The organism is Streptomyces sp. RFCAC02, from assembly GCF_004193175.1.
Taxonomy (GTDB): Bacteria; Actinomycetota; Actinomycetes; order Streptomycetales; family Streptomycetaceae; genus Streptomyces.
The window spans coordinates 6,007,874-6,033,919 of record NZ_SAUH01000001.1; the positions used below are offsets into that span (position 1 = coordinate 6,007,874).

General features: G+C 72.8%; 24 protein-coding genes. 14 read left to right on the forward strand and 10 right to left on the reverse strand.

Annotated features, from left to right (window positions below; genetic code table 11):
* Positions 1-158: 158 nt before the first annotated feature.
* The 7 genes from tcuA to EMA09_RS27605 all read left to right on the forward strand — a co-directional run bounded on the left by tcuA (position 159) and on the right by EMA09_RS27605 (position 6,467).
* Positions 159-1,643 carry an FAD-dependent tricarballylate dehydrogenase TcuA gene (gene tcuA, locus EMA09_RS27575; RefSeq protein WP_129843669.1) on the forward strand — a complete coding sequence of 495 codons (1,485 nt, stop codon included), beginning with the start codon at positions 159-161 and terminating at the stop codon, positions 1,641-1,643.
* Positions 1,644-1,745: 102 nt separating this feature from the next.
* Positions 1,746-2,528, forward strand: a complete 783-nt coding sequence (locus EMA09_RS27580; RefSeq protein WP_129843670.1) for an amino acid ABC transporter ATP-binding protein — start codon at positions 1,746-1,748, stop codon at positions 2,526-2,528.
* A gap of 18 nt (positions 2,529-2,546) precedes the next feature.
* Positions 2,547-3,413: a glutamate ABC transporter substrate-binding protein gene (locus EMA09_RS27585; RefSeq protein WP_129843671.1), complete on the forward strand. Its 867-nt coding sequence runs from the start codon at positions 2,547-2,549 to the stop codon at positions 3,411-3,413.
* A gap of 10 nt (positions 3,414-3,423) precedes the next feature.
* Positions 3,424-4,068, forward strand: coding sequence for an amino acid ABC transporter permease (locus EMA09_RS27590; protein WP_129843672.1), 645 nt, complete (start codon positions 3,424-3,426; stop codon positions 4,066-4,068).
* Positions 4,065-5,009, forward strand: a complete 945-nt coding sequence (locus tag EMA09_RS27595) for an amino acid ABC transporter permease (RefSeq protein ID WP_129843673.1) — start codon at positions 4,065-4,067, stop codon at positions 5,007-5,009. Before EMA09_RS27590 ends, EMA09_RS27595 begins: the two co-directional genes overlap by 4 nt.
* A 127-nt stretch (positions 5,010-5,136) precedes the next feature.
* On the forward strand, positions 5,137-5,961 hold the full coding sequence (locus EMA09_RS27600) for a universal stress protein (protein WP_129843674.1): 825 nt from the start codon (positions 5,137-5,139) through the stop codon (positions 5,959-5,961).
* A 128-nt stretch (positions 5,962-6,089) separates the two neighbouring features.
* Positions 6,090-6,467 (forward strand): SH3 domain-containing protein, encoded by a 378-nt coding sequence (locus EMA09_RS27605; RefSeq protein ID WP_129843675.1) that lies wholly within the window; start codon positions 6,090-6,092, stop codon positions 6,465-6,467.
* Between the two features lie 12 nt (positions 6,468-6,479).
* Here the strand turns inward: EMA09_RS27605 and EMA09_RS27610 are convergent, their stop codons facing one another.
* Positions 6,480-7,295 carry a nucleic acid/nucleotide deaminase domain-containing protein gene (locus tag EMA09_RS27610; RefSeq protein WP_129843676.1) on the reverse strand — a complete coding sequence of 272 codons (816 nt, stop codon included), beginning with the start codon at positions 7,293-7,295 and terminating at the stop codon, positions 6,480-6,482.
* Between the two features lie 350 nt (positions 7,296-7,645).
* On the opposite strand from EMA09_RS27610, the gene EMA09_RS27615 reads away from it, so the two are divergent.
* The 4 genes from EMA09_RS27615 (at position 7,646) to EMA09_RS27625 (ending at position 12,666) form a co-directional block, all read left to right on the forward strand.
* Positions 7,646-9,100 (forward strand): MFS transporter, encoded by a 1,455-nt coding sequence (locus EMA09_RS27615; RefSeq protein WP_129843677.1) that lies wholly within the window; start codon positions 7,646-7,648, stop codon positions 9,098-9,100.
* A gap of 101 nt (positions 9,101-9,201) precedes the next feature.
* Positions 9,202-9,891: a hypothetical protein gene (locus tag EMA09_RS29200; RefSeq protein WP_240796600.1), complete on the forward strand. Its 690-nt coding sequence runs from the start codon at positions 9,202-9,204 to the stop codon at positions 9,889-9,891.
* A complete protein-coding gene (locus tag EMA09_RS27620; RefSeq protein WP_240796601.1) occupies positions 9,825-11,054 on the forward strand; it encodes an acyl-CoA dehydrogenase in 1,230 nt (409 codons plus the stop codon). Before EMA09_RS29200 ends, EMA09_RS27620 begins: the two co-directional genes overlap by 67 nt.
* Before the next feature lie 247 nt (positions 11,055-11,301).
* Positions 11,302-12,666 (forward strand): RICIN domain-containing protein, encoded by a 1,365-nt coding sequence (locus tag EMA09_RS27625; protein ID WP_129844346.1) that lies wholly within the window; start codon positions 11,302-11,304, stop codon positions 12,664-12,666.
* A gap of 122 nt (positions 12,667-12,788) precedes the next feature.
* On the opposite strand, the gene EMA09_RS27630 is transcribed toward EMA09_RS27625, so the two are convergent.
* Together EMA09_RS27630 and EMA09_RS27635 are read right to left on the reverse strand one after the other, a co-directional pair.
* Positions 12,789-14,462, reverse strand: coding sequence for a catalase (locus EMA09_RS27630; protein WP_129843678.1), 1,674 nt, complete (start codon positions 14,460-14,462; stop codon positions 12,789-12,791).
* A gap of 145 nt (positions 14,463-14,607) precedes the next feature.
* Positions 14,608-15,252: a TetR/AcrR family transcriptional regulator gene (locus tag EMA09_RS27635; protein ID WP_129843679.1), complete on the reverse strand. Its 645-nt coding sequence runs from the start codon at positions 15,250-15,252 to the stop codon at positions 14,608-14,610.
* Positions 15,253-15,382: 130 nt separating this feature from the next.
* Between EMA09_RS27635 and EMA09_RS27640 the strand changes: the two genes are divergently transcribed.
* Together EMA09_RS27640 and EMA09_RS27645 are read left to right on the forward strand one after the other, a co-directional pair.
* Positions 15,383-16,135: an ABC transporter ATP-binding protein gene (locus tag EMA09_RS27640; protein ID WP_129843680.1), complete on the forward strand. Its 753-nt coding sequence runs from the start codon at positions 15,383-15,385 to the stop codon at positions 16,133-16,135.
* Positions 16,132-18,621 carry an FtsX-like permease family protein gene (locus EMA09_RS27645; protein ID WP_129843681.1) on the forward strand — a complete coding sequence of 830 codons (2,490 nt, stop codon included), beginning with the start codon at positions 16,132-16,134 and terminating at the stop codon, positions 18,619-18,621. Before EMA09_RS27640 ends, EMA09_RS27645 begins: the two co-directional genes overlap by 4 nt.
* Positions 18,622-18,628: 7 nt before the next feature.
* Here EMA09_RS27645 and EMA09_RS27650 read toward each other — a convergent pair whose 3' ends face one another.
* The 5 genes from EMA09_RS27650 to EMA09_RS27670 form a co-directional block, all read right to left on the reverse strand.
* On the reverse strand, positions 18,629-19,258 hold the full coding sequence (locus tag EMA09_RS27650) for a polysaccharide deacetylase family protein (RefSeq protein WP_129843682.1): 630 nt from the start codon (positions 19,256-19,258) through the stop codon (positions 18,629-18,631).
* Between the two features lie 114 nt (positions 19,259-19,372).
* The gene (locus EMA09_RS27655; protein WP_129843683.1) at positions 19,373-20,710 is read right to left on the reverse strand and encodes a sugar ABC transporter substrate-binding protein; all 1,338 of its coding nucleotides are present in this window, start codon (positions 20,708-20,710) and stop codon (positions 19,373-19,375) included.
* A gap of 43 nt (positions 20,711-20,753) precedes the next feature.
* Positions 20,754-21,650, reverse strand: a complete 897-nt coding sequence (locus EMA09_RS27660) for a carbohydrate ABC transporter permease (protein ID WP_129843684.1) — start codon at positions 21,648-21,650, stop codon at positions 20,754-20,756.
* Positions 21,643-22,587: a sugar ABC transporter permease gene (locus tag EMA09_RS27665; protein WP_129843685.1), complete on the reverse strand. Its 945-nt coding sequence runs from the start codon at positions 22,585-22,587 to the stop codon at positions 21,643-21,645. Before EMA09_RS27665 ends, EMA09_RS27660 begins: the two co-directional genes overlap by 8 nt.
* A 354-nt stretch (positions 22,588-22,941) precedes the next feature.
* On the reverse strand, positions 22,942-23,433 hold the full coding sequence (locus EMA09_RS27670) for an Lrp/AsnC family transcriptional regulator (RefSeq protein WP_168220822.1): 492 nt from the start codon (positions 23,431-23,433) through the stop codon (positions 22,942-22,944).
* A 117-nt stretch (positions 23,434-23,550) separates the two neighbouring features.
* On the opposite strand from EMA09_RS27670, the gene EMA09_RS27675 reads away from it, so the two are divergent.
* On the forward strand, positions 23,551-24,327 hold the full coding sequence (locus tag EMA09_RS27675) for a class I SAM-dependent methyltransferase (protein WP_129843687.1): 777 nt from the start codon (positions 23,551-23,553) through the stop codon (positions 24,325-24,327).
* A 66-nt stretch (positions 24,328-24,393) separates the two neighbouring features.
* On the opposite strand, the gene EMA09_RS27680 is transcribed toward EMA09_RS27675, so the two are convergent.
* Positions 24,394-25,395 carry a hypothetical protein gene (locus EMA09_RS27680; RefSeq protein WP_129843688.1) on the reverse strand — a complete coding sequence of 334 codons (1,002 nt, stop codon included), beginning with the start codon at positions 25,393-25,395 and terminating at the stop codon, positions 24,394-24,396.
* Complete coding sequence (locus tag EMA09_RS27685) at positions 25,392-26,012, reverse strand: PadR family transcriptional regulator (RefSeq protein ID WP_129843689.1); 621 nt, start codon at positions 26,010-26,012, stop codon at positions 25,392-25,394. Before EMA09_RS27685 ends, EMA09_RS27680 begins: the two co-directional genes overlap by 4 nt.
* Positions 26,013-26,046 lie beyond the last annotated feature (34 nt).

The window sequence follows — 26,046 nt, forward strand, 5'->3', positions numbered from 1 at the left end:
CCCTGCCGCGTACCCCCTCCGACCAGCGCTTTCCCGGTTCCTCCGCAAAAGATTCGGCGCGACCCCTTGCGGCCGCACACCCTCGGGCATACAAATGGTCCCCGTTGCATACAACGGTATACAACGACGTGATCGGTATGTCCGGGAGACAAGAACTCATGACCGAACCGTGGGACGTCATCGTCGTCGGCGGCGGCAACGCCGGCTTCTCCGCCGCGCACGCGGCAGCGCAGGGCGGCGGTCGCGTGCTGCTGCTGGAGAAGGCGCCCCGCGCCTGGGCCGGCGGCAACTCCTACTTCACCGCGGGCGCCATGCGCACCGCGCATGGCGGCGTCGACGACCTCGCACCCGTGCTGGAACCCCTGCCACCCGAACGCCGCGGCCGCGTGGACCTCGACCCCTACTCCGCCGACGACTTCGTCGCCGACCTGGACCGCGTCTCACGCGGCCGGTCCGACGCGGCCCTCGCCCGCCTCGTCGCGGACGCGTCGCGCGACACGATCACCTGGCTGCACCGCACCGGGCTGCGCTTCGAGCTGATGTTCCACCGGCAGGCGTACGAGGTGGACGGCCGGTTCCGCTTCTGGGGCGGCCTCGCCCTCGGCGTCCTCGGCGGCGGCAAGGGCATGATCGCCCAGCACCTCGCGGCGGCCGAGGCCGGCGGCGTCACGGTCCGCTTCGGCGCCCGCGTCACCGGCCTCCTGACCGGCGGACCCGGCGGCGCGGTCGGGGGCGTACGGGTCGAGGGCGAGGACGGCACCGAGGAGATCACTGCCCGGGCGACCGTCCTCACCAGCGGCGGCTTCGAGGCCAACCCGCAGATGCGGGCCGGCTACCTCGGCCCCGGCTGGGACCTCGCCCTCGTGCGCGGCACCCCCTACAACACCGGCGACGGCATCCGCATGGCGCTCGACGCCGGCGCGCAGCCGTACGGCAACTGGAGCGGCTGCCACTCCGTCGCCTGGGACGCCGGCGCGCCCCCCACCGGCGACCTGGAACGCACCAACCAGCTCACCCGCGGCGGCTACCCGTTCGGCATCGTCGTCAACGCCGAGGGGCGCCGCTTCCTCGACGAGGGCGCCGACTTCCGCAACTACACCTACGCCAAGTACGGCGCCGAGATCCTCCGGCAGCCCGGCGGTCTCGCCGTCCAGGTCTTCGACGCCAAGGCGGAGCCGCTGCTGCGCCCCGAGGAGTACCGCTCCGAGGGCGTCGCCCGGGTGACGGCCGACACCCTGGAGGAACTGGCGGTCGGCCTCGGCGTCGACACGGCGCGGTTCCTCGGCACCGTGAAGGAGTACAACGCCGCCGTCAGCGACGACGCCTTCGACCCGACCGTGAAGGACGGCAAGCGCACCGTCGGCGTCACGCCGCCGAAGTCCAACTGGGCGCAGACCATCGACACACCGCCGTTCCACGCCTACCCCGTGACCTGCGGCATCACCTTCACGTTCGGCGGCGTCCGGGTCGACGGGCAGGCCCGTGTCCTCACCACCTCGGGGACCCCCGTCCCCGGCCTGTACGCGGCGGGCGAGATGGTCGGCGGCCTGTTCTGGTTCAACTACCCCGGCGGATCGGGGCTCACGGCCGGCTCCGTCCTCGGCCGCCTCGCCGGCGGCACCGCCCTCACGGACCGCCCGTAACGGCCGCGACACCGGCGACACCCGCAGTGCACGGACGGCCCGGCACGGCCGGGCCGTCCCCGCCCCGACTCCCCGCCGCCACACCGTCAAGGAGGACGGAAGATGAGCACCGCAAGCCCCGCGCAGACCCCAGCCCCCGCCGAACCGCGCGACGGACACGGCCTGGTCGAGATCCGCGGCGTCGGCAAGAGATTCGGCGACTTCACCGCCCTGACCGGCGTCGACCTCACCGTCCACCGCGGCGAGGTCGTCGTCGTCCTCGGCCCGTCCGGCTCCGGCAAGTCGACGCTGTGCCGGTGCGTCAACCGCATGGAGGCCGCCGACGAGGGCGAGATACGCGTCGACGGCCGCCCCCAGCCCCTGGAGGGCCGCGACCTCTACCGCTTCCGCGCCGAGGTCGGCATGGTCTTCCAGTCGTTCAACCTCTTCGCCCACCGCACGGTGCTCGCCAACGTCGCGATGGGCCCGCGCCGCATCCTCGGCCTGAGCCGCGCCGACGCCGAGCGGCGCGCCCGCGGCCTCCTTCAGCGCGTCGGCCTCGGCCACCGCGTCGACTCCTACCCGGCCGAACTCTCCGGCGGGCAGAGCCAGCGCGCCGCCATCGCCCGTGCCCTCGCCATGGAACCCAAGGTCCTGCTCTTCGACGAGCCCACCTCCGCCCTGGACCCGGAGATGACCCGCGAGGTGCTCGCCGTCATGCGGGAACTCGCGGACGCGGGCACGACCATGCTCGTCGTCACCCACGAGATGGGCTTCGCGCGCGACTGCGCGGACCGCGTGGTCTTCATGGACGGGGGCCGCGTCGTCGAGAGCGCCGACCCGGAGACGTTCTTCACCGCGCCGGCCACCGCGCGCGCCCGTGACTTCCTGTCCTCCGTCAACTGACCCACCGGGAGCCGCACCATGCGCAGTCCGCGCCGCATCGCCGCCCTCGCCGCCGTCCTCCTCCTGGCCGGGGCCGCCGGCTGCTCCGCCGGCGACCCGTCCGGCGAGGGAGCACGCCCCGACCACCTGTTCCCCGAAGGCACCTCCCTGCGGGAGATCCAGGACCGGGGGACGCTCGTCGTCGGCGTGAAGTTCGACCAGCCCGCGTTCGGCCTGCTCAACCCGCTGACCGGTGAACCCGAGGGCTTCGACATCGAGATCGCCCGGCTCGTCGCCGAGGACCTCACCGGCAGCCGCGACAACATCTCCTTCGTCGAGACCGTCACGGCGAACCGCGAGGCGTTCATCCAGCAGGGCAAGGTGGACATGGTCGTCGCCAGCTACGTGGTGACCGACGCCCGCCTGCGCCAGGTCTCGTTCGCCGGCCCGTACTACGACACCGGCATCTCCATCCTCGCCCGGAAGGACGACCGGACCATCCGAGGCGCCGACGACCTCAACGACCGGCCGGTGTGCGTCGCTCAGGGCTCGCAGTCCGCCCACGTGGTGCCGGAAGTGGCGCCCCGCGCGCGGCTCACCGAGTTCAGCGCCTACAGCTACTGCGCCCAGGCGCTCAAGGACGGCCGGGTCGACGCCGTCGTCACCAGCGAGTCCATCCTGATCGGTCTCGCCCAGCAGAACCCCGACGAACTCGCCGTCGTGCCCGGCCACCTGGAGCCCGAGGAGGCCGCGATCGGCTTCACGAAGGACGACGCGGCGATGCACGACTACCTCGACGGCCTGCTCACCGAGATCGCCCGGAACGGCGCGTGGGAACAGGCGTACGCCGACACCGTCGGCCGGGTCACCCACGACAGCCCGACCCCGCCGGAACCCGTCCTGTGAGGCATCCGCGATGACCGTACTCCGCACCCACGCCCCCGAGTTCGCCGAGGCCCTCGGCGTCACCGCACTGCTCGTCCTGCTGGCGGCGATCGGCTCCCTCCTGATCGGGACCCTCGTCGCCGCGCTCCAGCTCAGCCCCGTCCGGCCGGCACGCCTCCTCGCCGTCGCCTACACGGGCGTCTTCCGGAACATCCCGCTGCCCATGCAGATGGTCCTCTTCGTGTTCGGCCTGCCGGTCCTCGGCATCAGCTACTCGCTGTTCACCTCGGCCGTCGTCGTCCTCGTCCTCTACACCTCCGCGTTCGTCGCCGAGACCCTGCGCGCCGGCATCAACACCGTCCCGCGCGGCGAGATCGAGGCGGCCCGCGCGCTCGGATTCGGGCCGGTGCGCGTGCTGGCGGCCGTCGCGCTCCCGCAGGCGTTCGCCACCGTGGTACAGCCCCTCGGCTCGGTCATGATCACGATGCTCAAGAACACGTCGGTGGCCGCCATCATCGGCGTCGCCGAGTTCACCTTCACCGCGAACAAGGTGGCCGTCGAGGAGGCGGAGACGTTCACCGTCTTCGGCGGCGCCGTCATCGCCTACGTCCTCCTCGGCGTCGCCCTCGGCGCCGGCTTCACCGCCCTGGAACGAAAGGTGGCGTTCCGCCGATGACCGCGCCCGCCACGGACACGACGCCCGCCCGCACCGCCCCGCGCCCCGCCGCGGCGGGACGCGCGCCGTCCGCCCCGCGCCGCAATCCACTGCACGACATCCCCGGCCCCCGGGCACGCGCCCGCAACCGCCTGCTCGGCGCGGCCACCTGGCTGCTCCTGGCAGCGGCCGCCGCGTACGCCGTCCACCGGTGCGCCGACGCGGGTGAACTGTCCGCCGACGCATGGCGCCCCTTCGGCGACGCGCGGCTGTGGCGGTTCATCGCCGAGGGACTGCTCAACAACCTGCGCGCCGCGGCCATGGGCATGCTCCTGTCGATGATCGTCGGCGTCCTCCTCGGCCTCGCCCTCATGGCACGCGGCCGCGCCCTGCGCTGGCCCGTCAGAACAGTGGTGGAGCTGTTCCGCAGCGTCCCCCTCCTCCTGCTGCTGTACTTCCTCTCCCTCGTCCTCCCCTCCTGGGGCCTGCGCCTCTCCGACTTCTGGTTCCTCGTCGTCGGCCTGACCCTGTTCAACGGCGTGGTGATCGCGGACATCGTGCGCGCCGGAGTCCTCGCCCTGCCGCGCGGCCAGTCCGAGGCCGCGCTCGCCCTCGGTTTCAGCCGTGCCGCGACGCTCGTCCACGTCGTGCTGCCGCAGGCGCTCCGCGCGATGAGTCCGGCGCTCGTCAGCCAGCTCGTCATCCTCCTCAAGGGCACCGCCCTGGCCTTCGTCCTCGGCGGCTACATCGAGCTGCTGCGCAGTGCCACGATCATCGGCCAGTACTTCGGCGCCTCGGTGCTCCAGGCGTACGTCGTCGCCTCCCTCCTCTTCATGGCCGTCAACCTGGGCCTCACCGCCCTGGCCCACGCCCTGGAGAACCGGCAGCGTCGCCGCTTCGGCCGCGCCGTCGTCGCCGCGGACGAGGCGGAACTCGAAGCCCCCGTGGGCGGCGCGCGCTGAGCCGGGCCGCCCGGTGGCTGACACGCCCGTGCGCCTGTCCGGCCGCGCCGCACGGCCGGGGCTACACTCGCCGCTCCGGTCGCCGGGCAGCCGGCCCGCGACCGGGGCCGAGCGAGGAGGATGGACGATGACACGGCCCGTCGCGGTGGGGATCGACGGCTCCCCCGAGAGCATGGCGGCCGCCGAGTGGGCGGCGGGGGAGGCGGCCCTCAGGCAGGCGCCGCTGCACCTGGTCAACGCGTGGGTGCTCGCGGCGGCCGCCTACCCGGTGGGCGTCCTGCCCGAGACGTCGCGGCAGGACGCAGCGCAGGATCTCGTCGACCGTGCCCGCGACGAGCTGACGGCCCGCCACCCCGGTGTGCGCGTCGAGGCCCGTGCCGTCCGTGAGCGCCCCGCGGCCGCGCTGCTCGACGCCGCCGACGGCGCGCAGGTCCTGGCCGTCGGCTCACGCGGTCTCGGCAGGCTCGGCGGGTTCCTCCTCGGCTCCATCAGCTCCCACGTGGTCGCCCGCGCCGCCTGCCCGGTCGTCACCGTCCGCGCGGCGGACACGGCGGCCCCGGAGCGGGCGGCGGAGATCGTCCTCGGCGTCAAGGCCGCTTCCGACCCCGACCCGGCACTGCTCGACTTCGCCTTCACCTCGGCCGCCGGGCGCGGCCTGCCGCTGCGTGTGCTCCACACCACGGGCGGCGACGACGCCGACCCGTCCACCGCCGACCGGGCCCGCACCGGCCTCACGGCCGCCCTCGCCGCCCGGCGCGAGCGCCACGCGGACGTCCGCGTCACCGAGTCCGTCGAACCGGGCAGCGCGGGCGAGGTCCTCGTCGCCGCGTCCCGGCGGGCCGCCCTGGTGGTCGTCGGCCGCCGCTCCACCCGCCCCGCCCGGCTCGGCGCCGTCGCGCACGCCCTGCTCCACCACGCGCCGGCCCCGGTGGCCGTCGTCCCGCACGGCTGACCGGAACCGGGCGGCGTTTCCCCACTCGGGCAACAGCGGGCAACGGCAGGAGCGGCGCCGCGCGCACCGAACGCCCCTACGCTGTCGGACTGTTCACCTTCACGGCATCCCCAGCGTTCGGAGAGTTCATGACGTTCCGCGCCCGCCTGGCCGCTTCCGTCCTGCCCCTCGTCCTCGCCGCCACCGCGTTGGCCGCGGCCCCCTCGGCCGTCGCCGCGGAGGCCGGAGCCAGCGCCTGCACGCACCCGTCGTGGAGCAACCAGGACGCGGGGACGGGGGAACTGCGCGGCTCGGAGACCGAGGCGGCGGTCCGCAGCGGCCCCTACTCCGCCTGCCCGGCCGTCGGCTACCTCCACTACGAGCTGGCCTACTACCACTGCTTCGTCGCCAACTCCTACGGGAACACCTGGACCCACATCCGCTTCGTCAACTCCGTCGGCAAGAGCGTCAATGGATGGATCTGGGACGAGCACCTGAACGACGGAGGCTCCAACTACTACTGCTGACGGCGCGTCCCCTCAGCCGCCCGCCGGCTGCCGCGCGGCCTCGCGGAACAGCCGCATGCCCTCCGCCCGGGACGCGGCCGACGGCCCGTAGGGGAAGCGGTGCGTGATCTCGGCGCGGGGGAAGACCGCGGCGAGCCACATGGCGCAGTAGTGCCCCGGAAGGTGGCACGCACCGAGATCCGTGCGCACGCCGAGCACGCGGCCGGGGGACACCCCGGCCGCGTTCAGCCGCCCCCACAGCCGCTCCTCGGGGTGGACGGCGAGCCCGCCCGTCGCCGTGACGACCCGTCTCCCGCCGTCCTCATCCGCGATCTCGAACACTGCGCGCGCCCCGGGGCCCGCGGTGTCTCTGATGTCGTCCAGGACGAGCGGCCACCAGTGCCCGGGATCGGCGAGCGCCGCGGGATCGGCCTCCCCCACCTCGCCGGCGAACCGCCGGATCGCCGCACGCCCCCGCTCCTCGTCCTCCGCGCCGAGGACGTCCCCGAGCGCCCGGTGGAGCGCGGCCAAGGACCGCGCGAAGGCCGGGGGAGAGGAGTTGACGAATCGCGGCGGCCCGTCCCCGACGAGCGGTACGGACAGCACGCTCCCGTCCGGCGCCGCGCACAGCTCGGTGCCGCGGTCCGTCCCGAGCCGAGCCCACGCCTCCCGCCCGCGCCCGGTGATCCCGCGCCCGACGGAGGCGGCGTACGCGCCGAGCGGTACGGGATCCGCCCCGTCGGTGGAGAAGTAGGGACCGACGCGGACGGGCAGCGCGAGGCCCGCGATCCCCGGGACGTCACCACCCCGGTCCGCGAAGCGCCGGAGCGGCAGATCATGCGCTGTCATGACGGTTCTCCTCACCCTGTCCACGCCGCGCCCCGCGAAACTGGAAGGTCGTGCACGCGCGGCACGGGGCACGGACGCCTCGCGTTCGGCGACCGCCCCACGCGCACACGCGCCGGGAGCACCGCCCCGCCGGTGATGTAACCGGGGCGCGAGGGGCGTGCGTCAAGGGCGCACGGCGGGCTCCGCGCACGCCCGTATGCATCCTGCACGCGTTGTTTCCACTACATACAGTTGCGTATCGTGCACAGCGCACCAGCCCGCGTCACCGGCGCGCGCACGCGCGCGGGGCACGCGCGGGCGCGCCCACGCCCCGGAGCGGGCAGGGCATTCCGACCGAGGGGAGACCCCACGTGGACCGTCCAGCGCCCGCCGTCCGCTCCGGCGGGATCGTCGCCGTCCTCGCCGCGGCCGGCATCGTCGCCGCGCTCATGCAGACCCTCGTCGTACCGCTGATCGCCGACCTGCCGCGCATCCTCCACACCACCGCGGCCGACGCCTCCTGGGTCATCACCGCGACCCTCCTGGCCGCCGCCGTCACCACCTGCGTCACCGGCCGCCTGGGCGACCTCCACGGGAAGCGCCGCATCCTGCTGCTGTGCTGCGTCCCCCTGACACTCGGCTCGGTGGTCTGCGCCCTCTCCTCGTCCCTCGCGCCGATGATCGCCGGCCGGAGCCTGCAGGGCATGGGCATGGGGCTCGTCCCCCTCGGCATGAGCGCCCTGCGTGACATCCTGCCGCCGGAACGCCTCGGCGGATCCATCGCCCTCATGAGTTCGTCCCTCGGCATCGGCAGCGCCCTCGGCCTCCCCCTGGCGGCCGCGGTCGCCGAGAACTCCGGCTGGCGCGTCCTGTTCTGGGGCTCCGCCGCCCTGAGCGTCCTGATCGCCGTGCTCATCCGGCTGCTCCTGCCGGACGTCCCGGCCCCGGCGGAGCCCGGCCGCTTCGACGCGATCGGCGCCGCCGGGCTCGGCGCCGGCCTCGTCTGCCTGCTGCTCGGGATCTCCAAGGGCGCCGACTGGGGGTGGGGGAGCGGCATCACCCTCGGCCTGTTCACGGCAGCGGTCGTCGTCCTGCTCGCCTGGGCATGGGCCGAACTGCGCTCCGCCGCCCCGCTCGTCGACCTCCGCCTCGCCGCCGTACCGCAGGTGCTCCTGACGAACGCCGCGTCCGTCGTCGTCGGTTTCGCCATGTACGCCCAGTCCCTCATCGTCCCGCAGCTCCTCCAGCTGCCCGAGGAGACCGGCTACGGCCTCGGCCAGTCCATGCTCGCGATGGGCCTGTGGATGGCCCCGGCCGGTCTCGTCATGATGGCCGTCTCACCTCTCGGCGCCCGCCTGTCGGCCGCCCGCGGCCCCCGTACGACCCTGTGCGCGGGCAGCCTGGTCATCGCCGCGGGGTACGGTTCCTCCCTGTTCCTCATGGGCTCCGTCTGGGGACTGCTCGCCGTCACGTGTGTCGGCGCCGCCGGTGTCGGCCTCGCGTACGGGGCCATGCCGGCCCTGATCATGAGCGCCGTCCCGAGGAGCGCGACGGCGTCGGCCAACAGCTTCAACACCCTGATGCGCTCCATCGGCACCTCCGTGTCGGCGGCGGTCGTCGGTGTCGTCCTCGCGCAGATGAGCGTCCGGGGCGCCGGGCACGCCGTGCCCACGGAGGGCGGCTTCCGCACCGGCATGCTGATCGGCTGCGCCGTGTCCCTCGTGGCCGCCGCCGTCGCCCTGGCCATCCCGGCCCGCGGGAGCGCCGCGCGGTCGCCCGTGGTGAGCAGCCGCACGGCCGGCGAGGCGGCCGCGCCACGGCCGTGAACCCGCCCGGCGGGGGCAACGGCGGTGACACGCAACGGAGATGTGGTGTGACGCCGGTCGCATGGCCGTGTCCAGGCCCCCGCACGATCTTTAGAACGGGCATGACCACCTCACCGGAGGCGGCCGCCACGGTCGCCGAGCTCACCGGGCTGCTCCTCGGCGACGACCACGAGCACGTGCACGGACCCTTCCGCCGCCTGGCGGCCGACCGCCGCTTCCACCCCGACCAGGAGGCGGCCCCCGACGAGCGCGTCGCGGCCTCCTACGAACGCCTGCGGCTGCTCAACGGGTCGGTCGACGCCCTCGCGCTCGCCACCGACCCGTACCGGCTCGCCGCCGCCCACGAGTGGACCGCCCCGCTGGACGGCGCCCTCGCGGTGGTGACCGGCATCCACTACAACCTGTTCCTCGGCAGCCTGCTCGACCACACCCCGCACGAGAAGCGGCCACTGGACGACTACGCGGCGATGCGGCGCATCGGAACCTTCCTGTGCACCGAACTCGGCCACGGCAACGACGCCGCGGCCCTGGAGACCACCGCGGTGTACGACCCCGACTCCCGGACGTTCACCCTGCACACGCCTTCGGCCGCCGCGCAGAAGTTCATGCCCAACACGTCCATGGCCGGCGGGCCGAAGGACGCGGTGGTCGCGGCCCGGCTGATCGTCGCGGGCCGGGACCGGGGCATCTTCCTCTTCCTGGTCCCCTGTCGGACGAGCACGGCATGCTGCCCGGCGTCACGGTGCGCCCGCTGCCCCGGCGCCCCGGCAGCCCGGTGGACCACTGCATGACGTCCTTCGACGAGGTGCTGCTGCCGTTCGAGGCCCTGCTCAGCGGCGATCACGGCAGCCTGTCCGACGACGGCACCTTCACCAGCGCGCTGGGCAGCCCGCGCAAACGGTTCCTCACGAGCATCGGGCGCGTCACGATCGGCAAACTCTGCATGAGCGGCTGCGCGGTCGGCGGAGCCCGCGTCGGGGTCACCACCGCCGTCCGCTACAGCCACCACCGGCTGGTGAGCGGCCGGCGCAGGGGAGAGCGCGTCCCCGTCTGGGCACACCGCAGCCACCACGGGCCCCTGCTGGTGGCCCTCGCCACGACCTACGCCATGCACGCCCTCCACCGCGCGGCCCTGGACCGCTTCGCCGGCCACGACCCGGACGACCCGGCGGACGCGGCCGAGACCGAACGGCTGGTCGCCGTCGCGAAGGGCTGGACGACCTGGAGCGCCCGTTCCGTCCTCGGCGAGTGCCGGGAGCGCTGCGGCGCCCAGGGCCTGCTGCCCGCCAACGGCATCATCACCGCCGCCCACGACATCGAGGGCACGATCACCGCCGAGGGCGACAACCTCGCGCTGTGGGCGAAGGCCGGCGCCGAACTCCTGCTGGCCGCCGACCCGGACGCGGAGGACCCCGCCGAGACGGGCGTCCCGGGGACGGCCGATGCCGGGCGGCTGGCCGACCCGGACGTTCTGAACAGCCTGATGCTGACCGCCGAACGGCAGCACATGGCCCGCGCGAGGGCCGCCCTGCGCGGCGCCACCGGCACCGGAGGGGGCCGCCGCTGGGACGCCGCCGCCCCCTGGGCGCTCGCCGCCGTCACGGCCCGCGCCGAACGCCTCGCGGCCGAGGCGCTCCTGACGGCCGCGCACAGGGCCGCCGACCCCACCGCGCACCGGCTGCTGCTCGCACTGCACCGCCTGTTCGCGCTGCACCACCTGAACCCGAGGAGCGGCCCGCTGCTCGCCGAGGGGCACCTGACCCCGAGCGCCGTCCACCGGATCCCGGAAGCGATCGAGGAGTCCATCGCCCTCCTCGCGGAGCACGCCCTGACCCTGGTCGACGCGTTCGGCCTGCCCGAGGAGTTCCTCCGGACCCGCCCCATCGCCACGGGCGACCACCACCGGGCCTTCGACGACCCGGAGGCCCACTGGCACACCGCCCCCTCGGCCTGAAGGACCGCACGACGGGGATCCGGGCACCGGGCACCATGGCCGCCACACGGGCCACAGCACCCGGTGCCCGCGGCCGAGGAGCGGCTGCGGAAAGCCCGCCACCGGTCCGACGGGGCTTCTTGACGGGGAGACGACGCTTGAGTACGTTCCCCCGCACACCGAGTGGAAGCGCTCCCATGCGGAGTCGGTGCCGCTGTTGAAGTCCCTCATGGACGGGAACGGCGTGAAATTGAAAGGATTCATTGACATGCACCTGACATTAAAGGTGGCTGTTCGTATCCTCCGCGAGGTACGCGGACGGGCGGCCCGCCTGGGCGCCGCGTGTGTCGCGCTGTTCGTCGCGGCAGCCACGCTCACCGGCATCGGCTCCCCGGCCTCCGCGGCAACGGGTGTCGCGGTGGATGTTCCGTCGGCCGGTGGTGTGTATCGGTTGGTGGCTTCGCACAGTGGCAAGTGTGTGGATGTGCCGGGGGCGTCGGATTCGAGTGGCGAGTTGTTGCAGCAGTGGGGGTGTACGGATGACTCGCCGTGGCAGGAGTTTCGTCTGGTGTCGGTGGGGTCGGGCCGGTATCGGCTGGTGAATGTGAGCAGTGGTCTGTGTCTGGCGGTGCAGGGTGCTTCGACGGGGAGTGGTGCCGCTGTCGTCCAGGACTCGTGTTCGGCCAGCGCGCACAAGCAGTGGCGCTTCGAGACCACCGGCGACAACGGCACGCGGACCTGGCCCGGTACACCCGACGGTTTCGCCTCGACCGGCGGCGGCACGACGGGTGGCGCCGGCGGTACGACGGTGACCGTCACCACCTACCAGGACCTCGTCCGGTACGCCACCGCGAGCGGCCCCTACGTGATCAGGGTCGCCGCGGCGATCACGGTCAGCCCCTATGGGCGCGAGATCCCCGTCACCTCGGACAAGACGATCGTGGGCGTCGGCACCGCGGGCGAGATCGTGGCCGGCGGCTTCTTCCTGGGCTCCGGCGTGCACAACGTGATCATCCGCAATCTCACCATCCGTGACACCCGGATGGCCGACGACGACCCCGACGACAAGGAATACGACTACGACGGCATCCAGATGGACACGGCCGATCACATCTGGATCGACCACAACACCATCGAGCGGATGAACGACGGGCTCATCGACAGCCGGAAGGACACGACCTATCTCACGGTGTCGTGGAACATCCTCGGTGAGAACAACAAGACGTTCGGTATCGGCTGGACCGACAACGTCACCGCGCGGATGACCATCCACCACAACTGGATACGCGACACGAACCAGCGCAACCCCAGCATCGACAACGTCGCCCTGGCGCACCTCTACAACAACTACCTGGAGGACATCGACTCCTACGGCAATCTCTCGCGCGGTGCGTCCAGAACCGTGATCGAGAACAGCTACTTCGAGAACGTGAACAATCCCTACTACCCCGACACGTCCGCGGCGTCGCTCACCCAGAGCGGCAGCATCCTCGTGAACTGCACGGGCAAGCAGACGACGAACGGGACCACGTTCCGGCCGTCCGACTACTACTCCTACACTCTCGACCCCGCGAGTGAGGTGCCCGGCCTGCTCAGGACCTACGCGGGACCGCAGGCGAACATAGGAGTCTGACGCCGGCCCTGCCCTCTCCCGGCTGTGCCGCCCGCTGTCGCAGCGGGCGGCACAGCCGGTCATCGGGGGCACGGTGCGCCGACTCGGACACGGCGCGATCCGCGCCCGGCCCCCGCCCCGCGTCAGCCCTGGGCGCCGGGGCGGGGGACGACGTGGCGTTCGTTCGGTACGCAGTGCGTCATCGTCAGGCCGGTGACGTCGCGCGGTTCGTTGCGGCCGAGATTCGCGAGGCGGCGGCGGTCCTCGTCCGTGAGGGTCTGGGACGCGAGCGGTTCGAGACCCGCCACGTCGTCGGGGCCGATGCCGAGCCCCTCGCCCACGCGCAGACCGAGATCGTTGTCCACGAGCAGGAAGTGCCACACCATGCGTTCCTGGACGGCGCGGTCGCACTGGGAGATGAGGGTGACGAAGTTGGTGACCAGGTCGTCCTGTTCCCACTTCTCCAGCAGTTGGTAGCGCTGCCCGGCCTGGAGGTAGTCATTCGTGCGCGGGATGCGCTTGCGGGTGACGCGGCCGCGGATCTCCGGACCTTCGTCGTCCTCGGTCGGATACTGGGCCTCGCGCAGCCCGCCCGTGATGGAGGGCTCGTAGTTGACCTCCGGGTTGCTGCCCGACTCGTCCACGCCGTAGGTCATCTGCCCGTCGCGCTGGTTGGTGCGCACGGGGGCGTTCTTGGCGGAGTTCACGGGGAGCTGCAGGTAGTTCGGGCCGACACGGTAGCGCTGCGTGTCGCTGTAGGAGAACGTGCGCCCGACGAGCATCTTGTCGTCGGAGAAGTCGAGGCCGTCCACCAGCACGCCGGTGCCGAAAGCGATCTGCTCGTTCTCCGCGAAGTAGTCGGCGACGTTCCGGTTCAGCACCATGCGGCCCACCGGGTGCGGCGGGAACTCCTGCTCGGGCCACACCTTGGTGTCGTCCAGCGGGTCGAAGTCGAGCTCCGGGTGGTCGTGGTCGTCCATCATCTGGACCAGCAGTTCCCACTCGGGGTGGTCGCCGCGCCGGATGGCCTCGTAGAGGTCCTTCGTGGCGTGGCCCAGCTCACCCGCCTGGACGTTCGCCGCGTCCTCCTCGGTCATCGACCGCACACCCTGCTTGGGCATCCAGTGGTACTTCACGAGGACGGTGCGGCCCTCCTGGTTCACCCACTTGTAGGTGTTGACACCGAAGCCCTGCATGTGGCGGTAGTCGGACGGGATGCCGCGCGGGCTGAACAGGTTGACGAGCATGTGCATGCACTCCGGCGTCTGCGACATGAAGTCGAAGATGCGCGCCGGCTTCTGCTCGTGCGAGACGGGGTCGGGCTTCAGGGCGTGGATGACGTCGGGGAACTTGATGGCGTCCCGGATGAAGAAGACGGCGAGGTTGTTGCCGACCATGTCCCAGTTGCCGTCCTCGGTGTAGAACTTCACCGCGAAGCCGCGCGGGTCGCGCGCGGCCTCCGAGGAGTCCCGCCCTCCGATGACGGTCGAGAACCTGACGGCGACGTCGGTGCGCCTGCCGCGCTCCTGGAAGAGCTTGGCCCGTGTGTACCGGGCGATCGGCTCGTCGCCCCAGGCGCCGTACGCCTCGAAGTACCCGTACGCGGTCGCGCCGCGCGCGTGGACGACGCGCTCGGGGATGCGCTCGCGGTCGAAGTGGCTGATCTTCTCCAGGAACTGGTAGTTCTCCAGCGTGGCGGGCCCGCGGGCGCCGACGGTGCGCTGGTTCTGGTTGTCGTAGACCGGATGGCCCTGCCGGTTGGTCAGGACCGGCCGGTCGTCGCCGGGGCGCGGACCCTGCTTCGACACGTCCGTCACAGGTGGCTCCTCAAGAGTGGTGCGGCCCCCCGCGGCCCTGTGTAACCCGCCCCGCCGCCCGGTGGCCGCCCGGCCGCGCCCCGATACGGCCACCCGAGGCCCCGCCGTCCACCGAAAGGCGCAGTACGGCGGCGGGCCGGCCTCGTCACAGGCCGCGCTCGATCGCGGCGACGAGGCGCTGTGCCACCTCCTCGTCCCGGCCGGCGGGGAGGCCCCGAAGCGGTCCGTCGATGAGGAGGGAGGCGAGACCGTGCACGGCGGACCAGACGAAGTACTCGGCGCCGGGGCGGCGTTCGGCGGGCAGGGTGCCGGCCGCCGCGAGGTCGTCCAGCACGGCCGTGAGATGTTCGAGCGCGGTGTTTCCGCTCTCACCGGCGGCCGGGGCGTGGTGTTCCTCGGGCATCCGGCTGGTGGCGAACGCGGTGCGGAACAGCCCCGGCTCGGTCCGCGCGAAGCCGATGTACCCGTGGCACAGCGCCCGGAGCCGGGCGCGCGCGGCATCGGCCGGAGGCTCGCCGGCGTCGCGCCGCTCATCGGCTGCCCGGTGCTCCAGTGCGGTGGCGAGCTCGGCCAGCGATCTTTGGGCCACCTCCCGCAGCAGCGCGCTCCGGTCGGCGAAATGGCGGTAGGCCGCGTTCGGTGACACACCCGCCCGCCGCGTCGCCTCCCGCAGCACGACGGCCTCGGGGCCGTCCGCGCGTGCGAGTTCGAGACCGGCCTCGATCAGGGCGTTCCGCAGGTCGCCGTGCCGGTAGGTGGTCCGCCTGGGGGTCCGCGGACGGGACGTCATCGCCGCTCCTGCATATGTGGACAGTGTTTACATGTGGTGTAGCGTACCCGGTGTCCGCCCCGGGGGCCGTCGGCGACGGCTCCGCACGGGCCGGACTCCCACGATTCTCGACCTCTGCCCCGGGGGACCCATGGACGCGGTACGCGACGCCGTACGCATCGAAGCGCTCACCAGGACCTACGCCGTGCGCGGCGGCGCGGTCACCGCCCTGCGCGGTGTCGACCTGGCCTTCCGGACGGGTACGTTCACCGCTGTGATGGGACCCTCCGGCTCGGGCAAGTCGACGCTCCTCCAGTGCGCCGCGACCCTGGACCGTCCCACGTCCGGCCGCGTCGTACTGGCCGGGACCGACACCACCGGGCTGAGCGAGAGCGCGCTCACCGAGCTGCGCAGGGCCACCATCGGGTTCGTCTTCCAGTCGTTCAATCTGCTGCCCTCGCTCACCGCCGCCCAGAACGTCGCCCTCCCGCTGCGCCTCGCCGGGCGTGTCCCCGACCGGGACGGGATCCTGACGGCGCTCGGGCACGTCGGTCTCGCGGACCGCGCGGACACCCTGCCCGGCCGGCTGTCCGGCGGCCAGCAGCAGCGCGTGGCGATCGCCCGCGCCCTGGTCACCCGGCCCGCCGTGCTCTTCGCCGACGAACCCACCGGCTCCCTCGACCTGGAGACCGGCCGCGAGGTCATGACGATGCTGCGCGCCCTTGCCGACGGCGCGGACGGCGGCCCGCCGCCCACCGTCGTGATGGTGACGCACGATCCGAACGTCGCGGCGTACGCGGACCGGGTCGTGTTCCTCGCGGACGGCCGCCCGGCCGGCGAGCTGGCCGCCCCCACCGCCGGTGACATCGCCGCCCGCATGACCGGTTCGGCGGCGGCCCGGTGATCGGGATCGCCCTGCAGACGCTGCGCAACCGGTGGGCCGCGTTCCTCGGCACCGCGGTCGCCCTGGTGCTCGGTGTCGCCCAGCTCGCCGCCATGGGGCTCCTGCTGGCCGCGACGTTCCACCAGCCCGACCGGCCGCCCGAGCGCTTCGCCGGAGCCCCCGCCGTCGTCCTGCCGTCCGAACCCGGCTGGAACCCGGCGCACCACGACCTCGGCGTCCGCTCCTGGCCGGCGGCCACCGGACTGTCCGGCGACCTCCTGCGGGATGTCGCCGCGACCGGCCCCACCACGGTGGACCGCACCTTCTACGCCCAGCTCCGGGGCGGCTCGCAGGACCAGGTCGGCCACCCCTGGCCGGTCGCCCGGTACGGCGGCTACGAGCTGACCGACGGCGGCCCGCCCGCGCGCGACGGCGAGATCGTGGTTCCCGAGGGACAGGCACGCACCGGCGACCGGGTGACCGTCATGACCGCGGCGGGGATCACCGACTACACCGTCAGCGGCACGGTCGGCGCCGTGCCGTACGAGGACGCCGTCTTCTTCACCGGCGACGAGGCCGCACGCCTGTCCCCGCGCGTGGACGGCCTCGTCGCCGCCGGCCCCCGGGACCGGGTGCGCGACGCGGTCGCCGGCGGGGCCGCCGTGCTCACCGGCCAGGACCGGCACCGCGCCGACGGCAGCGCCGCCGGCGACCGGGAGGCGCTCGACAACACGGTCACCCTCGTCCCGGTCATGGCGGCGGTCGTCGGCGTCACGGTCGTCTTCGTCGTGGCGTCGACCTTCGCGTTCGCCGTCGCGCAGCGCCGCCGGGAGATCGCCCTGCTGCGCGCGGTCGGCGCGACACCGCGACAGGTGCGGCGGCTGGTCCACGGCGAGGCGCTGCTCGTCGGGGCACTCGCCTCGGCCACGGGCGCGGCCCTCGGCGTCCCCGGCGCCCGGGCCGTCGCCGCCCTGCTCACCGGCCTCGGCGTCTCGCCGGACTGGCTCACCGTCCGACCCTCATGGCACTGGACGGTCTGCGCACCGCTCGCCGGTGCCTGCCTCACCGGCGTGGCCGTGTCCCTCGCCGGCGCCGTCGCCGCCGCGCGGCGGGCCGGCCGGGTCCGCCCCGCCGAGGCCCTGCGCGAGGCCGCCGTCGACGACAGCCTCCCCCGGAGCCGGTGGATCGCCGGCATCGCGGCCGCCGTGTGCGCGATCGGCTGGACGGTACGGACGGCCGTCGTCGAACCCGCCGCCATCCTGTCGCCCACCGAGTACGTCCTCTCCCTCACCGTCCCCGTACTGGCGGCCGCGCTCCTCGCCCCCCTCGCCGTCGCGCCTCTCGCCCGGCTCCTCACCCGGCCCCTGCGCGGGCTGCGCTCGCCCACCGTCATGCTGGCCGCGGCGGCGGCCCTCACCGACCGCAGGCGTGTCGCCTCCACCGCGGCACCGGTGCTGCTCACGATCGGGCTCACGTTCTCGCTCGTCGCCGGCACCGACTCGCTCACGGCCGCCAGGGAGGCGGCCCTGCAGGGCCGGGTGACCGCGCCGTACGCCCTCGCGCCGGACGGCACACCCGGCATCAGCCCCGAGGTGGTCGAACGCGTGGCCGCCGTCGACGGGGTCGAGGTCACCGCGCCGCTGCCGACCACCATCTGGACCGACGACGAGGGACGCCGCGAGGAGAACGACGCCCTCGTCGTCGACCCCGCCGGCCTGCGCCGCACCATGGGCCTGGACATCGTCGCCGGGACCCTCGAAGGGCCCGAAGGCCCGGGCGACGACAGCATGGTCGTCCCCGCCTCCTGGCGCCTCACCGCGGGGACGACCGTCGAGGTGCGCATGGGGGACGGGCAGGTCGTGCCCCTGCGGATCGCCGCAACCTACCGCGCCCTCCGCGGGGAGGACGTGGCCTACCTCCCCCCGCGCTTCGCCGGCACCGCGCGGTACGCGCGCGACGGCCTCGTCCGGCGCGCCTACGTCTCCTTCGCCCCGGGCACGGACACGGCGCACGCCGCGGCGGCCGTCCGCGGCGTGCTCGGCGACACCGGTGCCCGGTTGCTGACGAGCGGCGGACTCGCCGCGTCGGACGGTGCGTACGCGCGTCACCTCACCGACGTGCGGCAGCGTTCGACGGCGGCGCTCATCGCGCTCTTCTGCTGCGTGGCGATCGTCAACACCCTCCTCATGGCGACCGCGGGGAGACGCGGGGATCTCGCCCTCCTGCGGCTGTCCGGCGCCACCCCGCGCCAGGCCTTCCGCTTCCTGGCCGCCGAGGCGGTGCTGGTGACGGCTGTCGGCTGCGTCCTGGCGCTGGCCGCGACGGCAGTGAACCTCGCCGCGCTCCAGGTCGCCCAGCAGCGGGTGTTCGGCACGACGGCCCTGGTCGTCCCCGGCGCCACGGTGGGCGCCGCCGTCCTGGCCGCCCTCGTCCTGACGGTGGCGGCGACCCTGCTGCCCGTCCGCCGGCAGCTCCGCTCCCCGGCGGCGCACCGCCCGGGCGCGTGAACCGGTGTCAGGCCGGGTGCTCGGCGCCGGCGACGGCCCCGTCCGGCGCCGGCACGTCGAACCGCCAGCCCCGGGCGGCGAAGGCGGGGATGATCCGGTCCACGGCCGCCACGGTCTGGCTCCGGTCGCCGCCGCCGTCGTGCAGCACGACGACCGCGCCCGGGGTGAGCCCCTCCTCGAGGCGCCGCACCAGCTCCCCGGTGCCCGGCGGGTCCCAGTCGCCGATGGCGAGACGCCACCCGAGCGGGCGCATGCCGAGGCCGGCGGCGACCTCCGCGCTGCGCCCCCAGTGACCGAACGGCGCGCGGAACCACGGCACGCCGGCCCCGGGCGCCGCCTCGCGGATCGCCGCGTCCGCCTCCAGCAGATCCGCCCGCACCCGCTCGGGACTCCACGCCGACATGTCGTCGTGGTGCATGGAGTGGTTCCCGAGCTGGTGGCCCTCGCGCACGATCTCCCGCACGATCTCCGGGTGCGTCCGCACATGGTCGCCCCACAGGCAGAACACCGCCCGCGCGCCGTGTTCCCGCAGCACCCGCAGCAGGTCCGGGGTGTCCCGCGGGTTCGGTCCGTCGTCGAAGGTGAGGGCGATCGTACGGTCGTCCCCGGTCACGGTCGTGATCCCGTCGCTGGCCACAGTGTCCCCTCATCGGTCCGGCAGGGAGGTGGCACGACTCTACGCGTCGCGCCGCAGCCGCCTCCCGCCCTCCGGACCGACGGGAAGACGGAACGGGGGGGCTCCGCGCGGCGGTCAGCCGGCGGCCGTGATCGAGTCCCCCAGCTCGCCGAGGAACGCGTCCGCCGCCTCGCGCGGCGACGACTCCCCGAACAGCACCTGCTGGTTGTAGCGCGTGAGAAGGATCTCGATGTCGCTGGCCCCGTTCGGCGTGATGGGGGGCGTGTCACCGACCTCGTCACTCATCGCCTCCGTGAACGCGAGGGACTCCTCGCCGCTCTCGTCGAGCTGCCCTTCGAGCGCCGCGCGGAACGCCGGGTTGCCCGGCTCGCCCCGGTCCAGGCCGAAGAGCGGTGCGACACGGGTGTCGTTCGTCAGGAAGTCGATCAGTAGCGCGGCCTCCGCGGGATGCTCCGAGGTCGACGCCGCGGCCCAGTACATCGAGGGTTTGAGGTACTGGAAGCCCTCCGGGGCGTCGCTGTCGGCCGGCCAGGGCGCCAGGTCGTAGTCGAAGTCGGGCGCCGCCGACTGGTAGGCGGTGAACTGCCCGGCGGGTATGAACGCCATGGCCGTCTTCCCCGTCACGAGGTCGGTCTGGTCCAGCGGCAGCCCGCTGACCTCGCTCAGGTGCGCGACCGACGGCGCGGCTTCGCTCTCCACGAAGTCCAGCTCGCGCTGCCAGTAGGAGGCGAGCAGCTCCGGGGTCAGGGTCAGGTCGCCGTCCGCGTCGAACACCGAGCCGCCGTGCTGCCGCGCCCACACCGTGAGGCTGAACGAGTCGTAGCCGAACGGGCTCACGCCGTGCACCTCGCCGCCCGACGCCTCCGTCAGCTCGACCGAGGTCCGCTCGAAGTCGTCCCACGTCCAGGTCTCCGTGTCGGGGAGCTCGACGCCGTACTGCTCGAACAGGGAGGTGTTGATGATGATGCCGTTGGACGTGGCGCCCGTCGGGACGGCGTACAGGTCGTCGCCGACGCGCCCCGAGTCGAGGACGTTCGCGCCGAGCGCCGAGGTGTCGAGGATGTTGGTGACGGTCGAGAGGTCGAGCAGAGCGCCGCGTTCGGCGTACGACGCGAGGTACAACTGGTCGAACTGGCTGACGTCGGGCATGTCGCCGGCCGCCGTCGTGGTCGCCATCCGGTCCCAGTAGCCGGTCCAGTCGGAGTACGTCGGCTCCACGTGGATGGTGGGGTGCTCCTGCTCGAACAGCTCGATCGCGGCGAGGGTCTGCTGCGTCCGCGCGTCGGCGCCCCACCAGTTCATCGTGATGGTCACGTCGTCGTCGGACAGCTCGGGGTTGACGACGGGGTCCGCCCCCACGCCGCAGGCGGCGAGCAGCAGTCCCGCGGCCGCGGCGACGCCCGCGCGCGTTCCCCGGCGCCGCGCCCGGCGCGGTGGCTGAACGTCGGACATGTTCTTTCCTCTCTGGCCCTTCCCGCGGCCGGTCGCTCGGTGGTTACTTGCCGCCGGTGGTGGCGATGCCGCGCAGGAGGAACCGCTGCCCGAACAGGAACACCAGGAACACCGGGACCAGCGAGACGACGCTCATCGCGAACATGGCGCCGAAGTCCGATGTCGACTGCGCGTCGATGAACGACCTGAGCGCCACGGGCACGGTGTAGAGGTCGGGCTTGGTCACGAAGATGAGCTGCGTGAAGAAGTCGTTCCACGTCCAGATGAACGTGAAGATCGTGGTGGTGGCCAGCGCCGGCACCATCAGCGGCAGCATGATCTGGCCGTAGATCCGCGCGTGGCCGGCGCCGTCGATGCGCGCCGCCTCGTCCAGTTCCCTCGGGATGCCGCGGATGAACTGGACCATCAGGAAGATGAAGAACGCGTCCGTCGCGAGGAACTTCGGCACGATGAGCGGCAGGTACGTGTTGATCCAGTCGAGCTGGGCGTACACGACGTACTGCGGGATGATCAGCACGTGGATCGGCAGCATGATCGTGACGAGCATCGCCATGAACGCCAGCCGCTTCATGCGGAACCGGAGCCGCGCGAACGCGTACGCCGCCATCGAGCACGAGATCAGATTGCCGATCACCGAACCGAGCACGACGATCGCCGAGTTCAGCAGGTAGGTGCTGAACGGGTAGCTGAGCGCGTCCCATCCGGTGGGGTAGTGGTCGAGGTCGAACGTGTCGACGAAGAGCCCGGAGCTGGTGAAGATGTCGTCGTTCGGCCGCAGTGAACTCGTCACCATCCACAGCAGCGGGTACAGCATGATCAGCGCGATGATGATCAGGCAGATGTGCTTGAGCACGGACGCGGTGCGGCGCCGGACGGCACGGGAGCGGGCGCGTGCGGGGGCGGATTCGCGCGGCGGGGTGGCGGTGAGGGCGTCAGTCATTGTAGAAGACCCAATACTTGGAGGCCCAGAAGTTCAGCGCCGTGAAGGCTCCGATGATGACCAGCAGGAGCCAGGCCAGGGCCGAGGCGTAGCCCATCCGGAAACTGGTGAAGCCCTCCTGGTAGAGGTACAGCGAGAAGAACAGCGTGGAGTCGCTCGGCCCGCCCGTGCCGTTCGAGACGATGTACGCCTGGGTGAACGACTGGAACGAACCGATCAGCCCGAGGACCAGGTTGAAGAAGATGATCGGGCTCAGCAGGGGCAGCGTGATCGAGAAGAGCTGCCGGCGCCGTGACGCGCCGTCCGTCGAGGCCGCCTCGTACAGCTCGCGGGGTATCTGGCGGAGCCCGGCGAGGAAGATGACCATCGGCGCGCCGAAGGTCCACACGTGCAGGATGATCAGGGTCCCGAGCGCCGTGTCGGGGTCGGACACCCAGCCGGGTCCCTCGATGCCGAAGATCGCGAGGAACGCGTTGACGAGTCCGTCGGTGCCGAAGACGAGGCGCCACAGCACGGCGATGGCGACGCTCGCGCCGAGGAGCGAGGGCAGGTAGAGGATGGAGCGGTAGAGGGACAGCCCGCGGACGCCGCGGTCCAGCAGCAGGGCGAGCCCGAGGGCGACGGCGAGCTGGAGCGGCACCGCCACGATCACGTAGGTGAACGTGACCTTGAGCGCCTGCGCGAGCCGGTCGTCGGTCAGCATCCGCCGGATGTTGTCCAGGCCGGTGAAGTGGGGGTCCTGGAGCAGGTTGTAGTCGGTGAACGCGAGGTACAGGGACGCGATCATCGGCCCGATCGTGATGCCGAGCAGCCCCAGCACCCAGGGGGCGAGGAAGACGGCGGCCGCCTTGTTGTCGCGATTCTGCTCCGGGTCCCTGCCCTCGCCGCGCCGGCCGCGCGTGCGGCGGAGCGAGCGGAACTCGCCGAGCGCGCTCACCGGGAGCACCACCGGCCGGGGAGCGGTCCCGTCGGCCGGGGCCGGGCGCCTGATATGCCCATCCGTACTCCTTCGTATCGTGGGCGGCCGGGAGTGAATCGATTCATCCGGTGCGGCGGTGAATCGGTGGTCCGTGTGTCCCTTCCTGGATGCCTGGCAGGATCTCCGCGGGTTCCGCGCGGTGTCAAGGCATGAGCACCTCGGACTTCCCCGAATTCAAACGGTTACCCCGCGCTGTCCAATCAACAAACGACAAAAAATGACGAGGGGAGGGTTGACTGTGCCGCGGATGGGGTTCACGATGGCTCACGCCTCCACGAGTTGGCCACCTCGTCACGGCGCATGCGGTCCGGGCTACCGCGTGCCGGGATCGACGAGCCTGCCGGTGGCCGGGTCGATCGGTGTGAGAACGCGCGTCGTGGTCTGCTGGTAGATCACCGAGCTGCGGAAACTCACGACTTCCCGCCGGGCGCTGAACCGGTCCATCAGGAAGGCGTGCAACTGCTCGATGTCGGGCACGGCGACCTGGACCACGAAATCCTCGTCGCCCGACACCACGAGGATCGAGACCACCTCCGGCAGCTGGGACAGATACGCGCGGAAGCCCGTGATCACCTCACGGCTCAGCGGGCGCAGCCGGGCGAAGACGAGCGCCTGCAACGAGCGTCCGAGGGCGCGCGGTTCGACGGCCGCGTGGTACCCGGTGATGACACCCCGCGAGCGCAGCCGGCGGACCCGCTCCAGGCAGGTCGAGGGCGCGACGCCGACCAGGTGGGCGAGTTCACGGTTGGTGAGCCGTGCGTCGCGCTGAAGATGGCCCAGGATCGCCGAATCAATGTCGTCCATGGCCGTCATTCTCCGGACCGTTCCGAACGCCGTGCGGCGGGGGCGCCAACGGGCCGTCCGCTGTTCTAGATTCACCGCCGTCCTGCCGGATTCCGGAAACAAGGGGATCGCCGCCTCATGACGACCGTGGGTGAGCACTACGACCGGCTCCTCGCCGAGCACTACACCTGGATGCTGGGCGGTGATCTCCCCGCCCTCGCGGCGGCGCAGCGGCTCGTCCTCGCGGACTCCGGGATCACGGCGGGGGAGGAGGACGAGCTGGCGGTCGATCTCGGCTGCGGCCCGGGGCACACCAGTCTGGCGCTGGCCGCGCTCGGCTTCGGCCAGGTCCTGGCCGTCGACCTGAGCCGTCAGCTCCTGGACGAGCTGGCCGTGCACGCCTCGCACGAGCCGGCGGTGCGGCCCGTGCACGCGGACCTGCGCACCGCCGTCCGGGACCTGCTGCCCGCCGGCTCCGCGAGCGTCGTCGTCTGCCTGGGGGACACGCTCACGCACCTGCCGACCCGGGGCGACGTGGCGGCGCTGCTCCACGACATCGCCGCCGTCCTCCTCCCCGGTGGTACGGCCGTCCTGTCGTACCGCGACCTGAGTGCCGCCCTGACCGGTACCGACCGGTTCCTGCCGGTGCGGTCGGACGAGGACCGCATCATGACGTGCTTCCTCGAATACCCGGACGACTACAACGACTACACCGTGGTCGTGCACGACGTGATCCACACGCGCGCGGGGGCCGGTGGCGACTGGACCATGCACGCGGGGAGTTACCGGAAGCTGCGGCTGTCGCACGCCTGGGTCCTGGACCAGTGCCGGGCCGCGGGACTGCGGGTGACCCGGGAGACGCCGGGCGAGGGCGGCATGCGGACGGTCGTGCTCGAACACGCCCCGGCGCGCTGAGCCGTCCGGACGGTGCCGCGCCGCAGGCCCGGGCGGCGCGGCACCGGTCTTCCGGAGGGGAGCTCGTCACCCGGCGGGCCGTATGCCCCACCGGTCGATGAGGCGGCGCATGGTCTCGAAGGCCGGTTTGGGCGTGTAGTCGTCCGTCATCAGCCCGAACCGGTGGAAGAGGCCGTCCCTCCCGCTGTCCGCGTCGCGGAGCGAGAAGTGCGTGTAGCCGCTGAGCCCGAGTTCCGCCGCGTGTTCCGCGATCGTCCCGATCACCGTCTCCACGACCTCCGCCTGTCGCCGCGGCGGGCGTTCCGGCCCGGTCGGCCAGCCGTGTTCGGTGATGTGCAGGGGCAGCAGGCCCATGCCGGCCGGCTCCATCACGGCCTCCCTGTGGTGCCGCAGCAGGCCCGCGACGCCCGACGGGAGCTCGGCCGCCGCGATCGGCCGGAACACGTCCGGGAAGAAGTCGAGGCCCACGTAGTCCAGCGCCGCGACGAAGCCGGGGCCGCCCTCCTCCGCCAGGTCCGCGATGAAGGCCGCGCCCGGGCCGAAGAGCGGCGTGGTGTTGAACCCCACGCACAGGTGGGTGTGCCCGCGTTCCCGCGCGTACGCCTTCGCGGTCGTCACGCCGCGGACGATGGCCTCGCGCACCCGCGGGTAGCAGCCGTCCAGTATCGGGTTCGAGGTGTCGTTCGGTTCCTCCGTCACCTGCAGCATGTCGGTCACGTCGCCGTACTGGTCGATCAGCTCGCGCAGGAACGCGCAATACCCGTCCACGTCCCCGCTCGGTGACCGGTACTGGGCCACCAGGTCCAGACGGCGGCCCCGCACGGCGTACCGCGCGGCGTCGGCCGGAGCGGCGGTGCGGTGCGGCCCGCCGAGGCGGGTCGTCCCGTCGAACCCGGTGTAGGCACGCACCAGGAACGGGCGGCCGGGCGTGCCCTGGAGCCGGTCGAGCGCCGCCGTGATCCGGTCGGGGTCGTCGGGCGGGCCGCTGGCCAGTCCGCCCGCGTCGTCCCCGGCCACGCCCCCCGGATACACCCCGAACAGCAGCTTTCCGCTCGCTGTCACCGTCATGCGTCCGTCTCCTCCTGTGTCGGCGCGCCGGTGGGCGGCACCGCCATGGCGGCGGGCCACTCCAGTGCTCCGGCGCGGATGTCGTCGATCACCGCGTCGATCCACGCCGCCTCCGCGCGCGCGAGCGACAGCGCGTACTCGGCTTCGATCACGTGCAGCCTCGGCACCCCGGCCGCCAGTGCGCCGGCGAGCCGCCGTTCGTCCGCCGCCGTGCGCTCCCGCAGCCGCCGCACACGTTCGCCCAGCGCCTCGGCCGCGCCCGCGGGGCCGAGGGCGCCGAGGTGACTGACGGCGCCGAGGAACCGTGAGAACTCGCGCGCGGGATCGCGGATCTGGGCGTCCAGCCGCCGTACCAGCTCCGCGTGGCCGGCCGGCGTGAGGGCGTAGACGGTCCGTTCGGGGCGGTTGCCGGTGCGGTGCTGACCGCGCGGGGTCACCCAGCCGGCGTCCACGAGCGCGGCGACCGTGTTGTACAGCGTGCCGCGGGTGATGCCGGCGGCGTGGTGGTCGCTGCGTTCGTGGAGCGCGGACAGCATCCCGTACGGATGCGCTTCGTTCTCGAGCAGCAGGCCGAGGACGGCCAGTGCGATGGGGTTGTCGAGTGCGCGTCGTGGCATGGTCGAACTCTATCAGTCCAAATAGACTATCGGG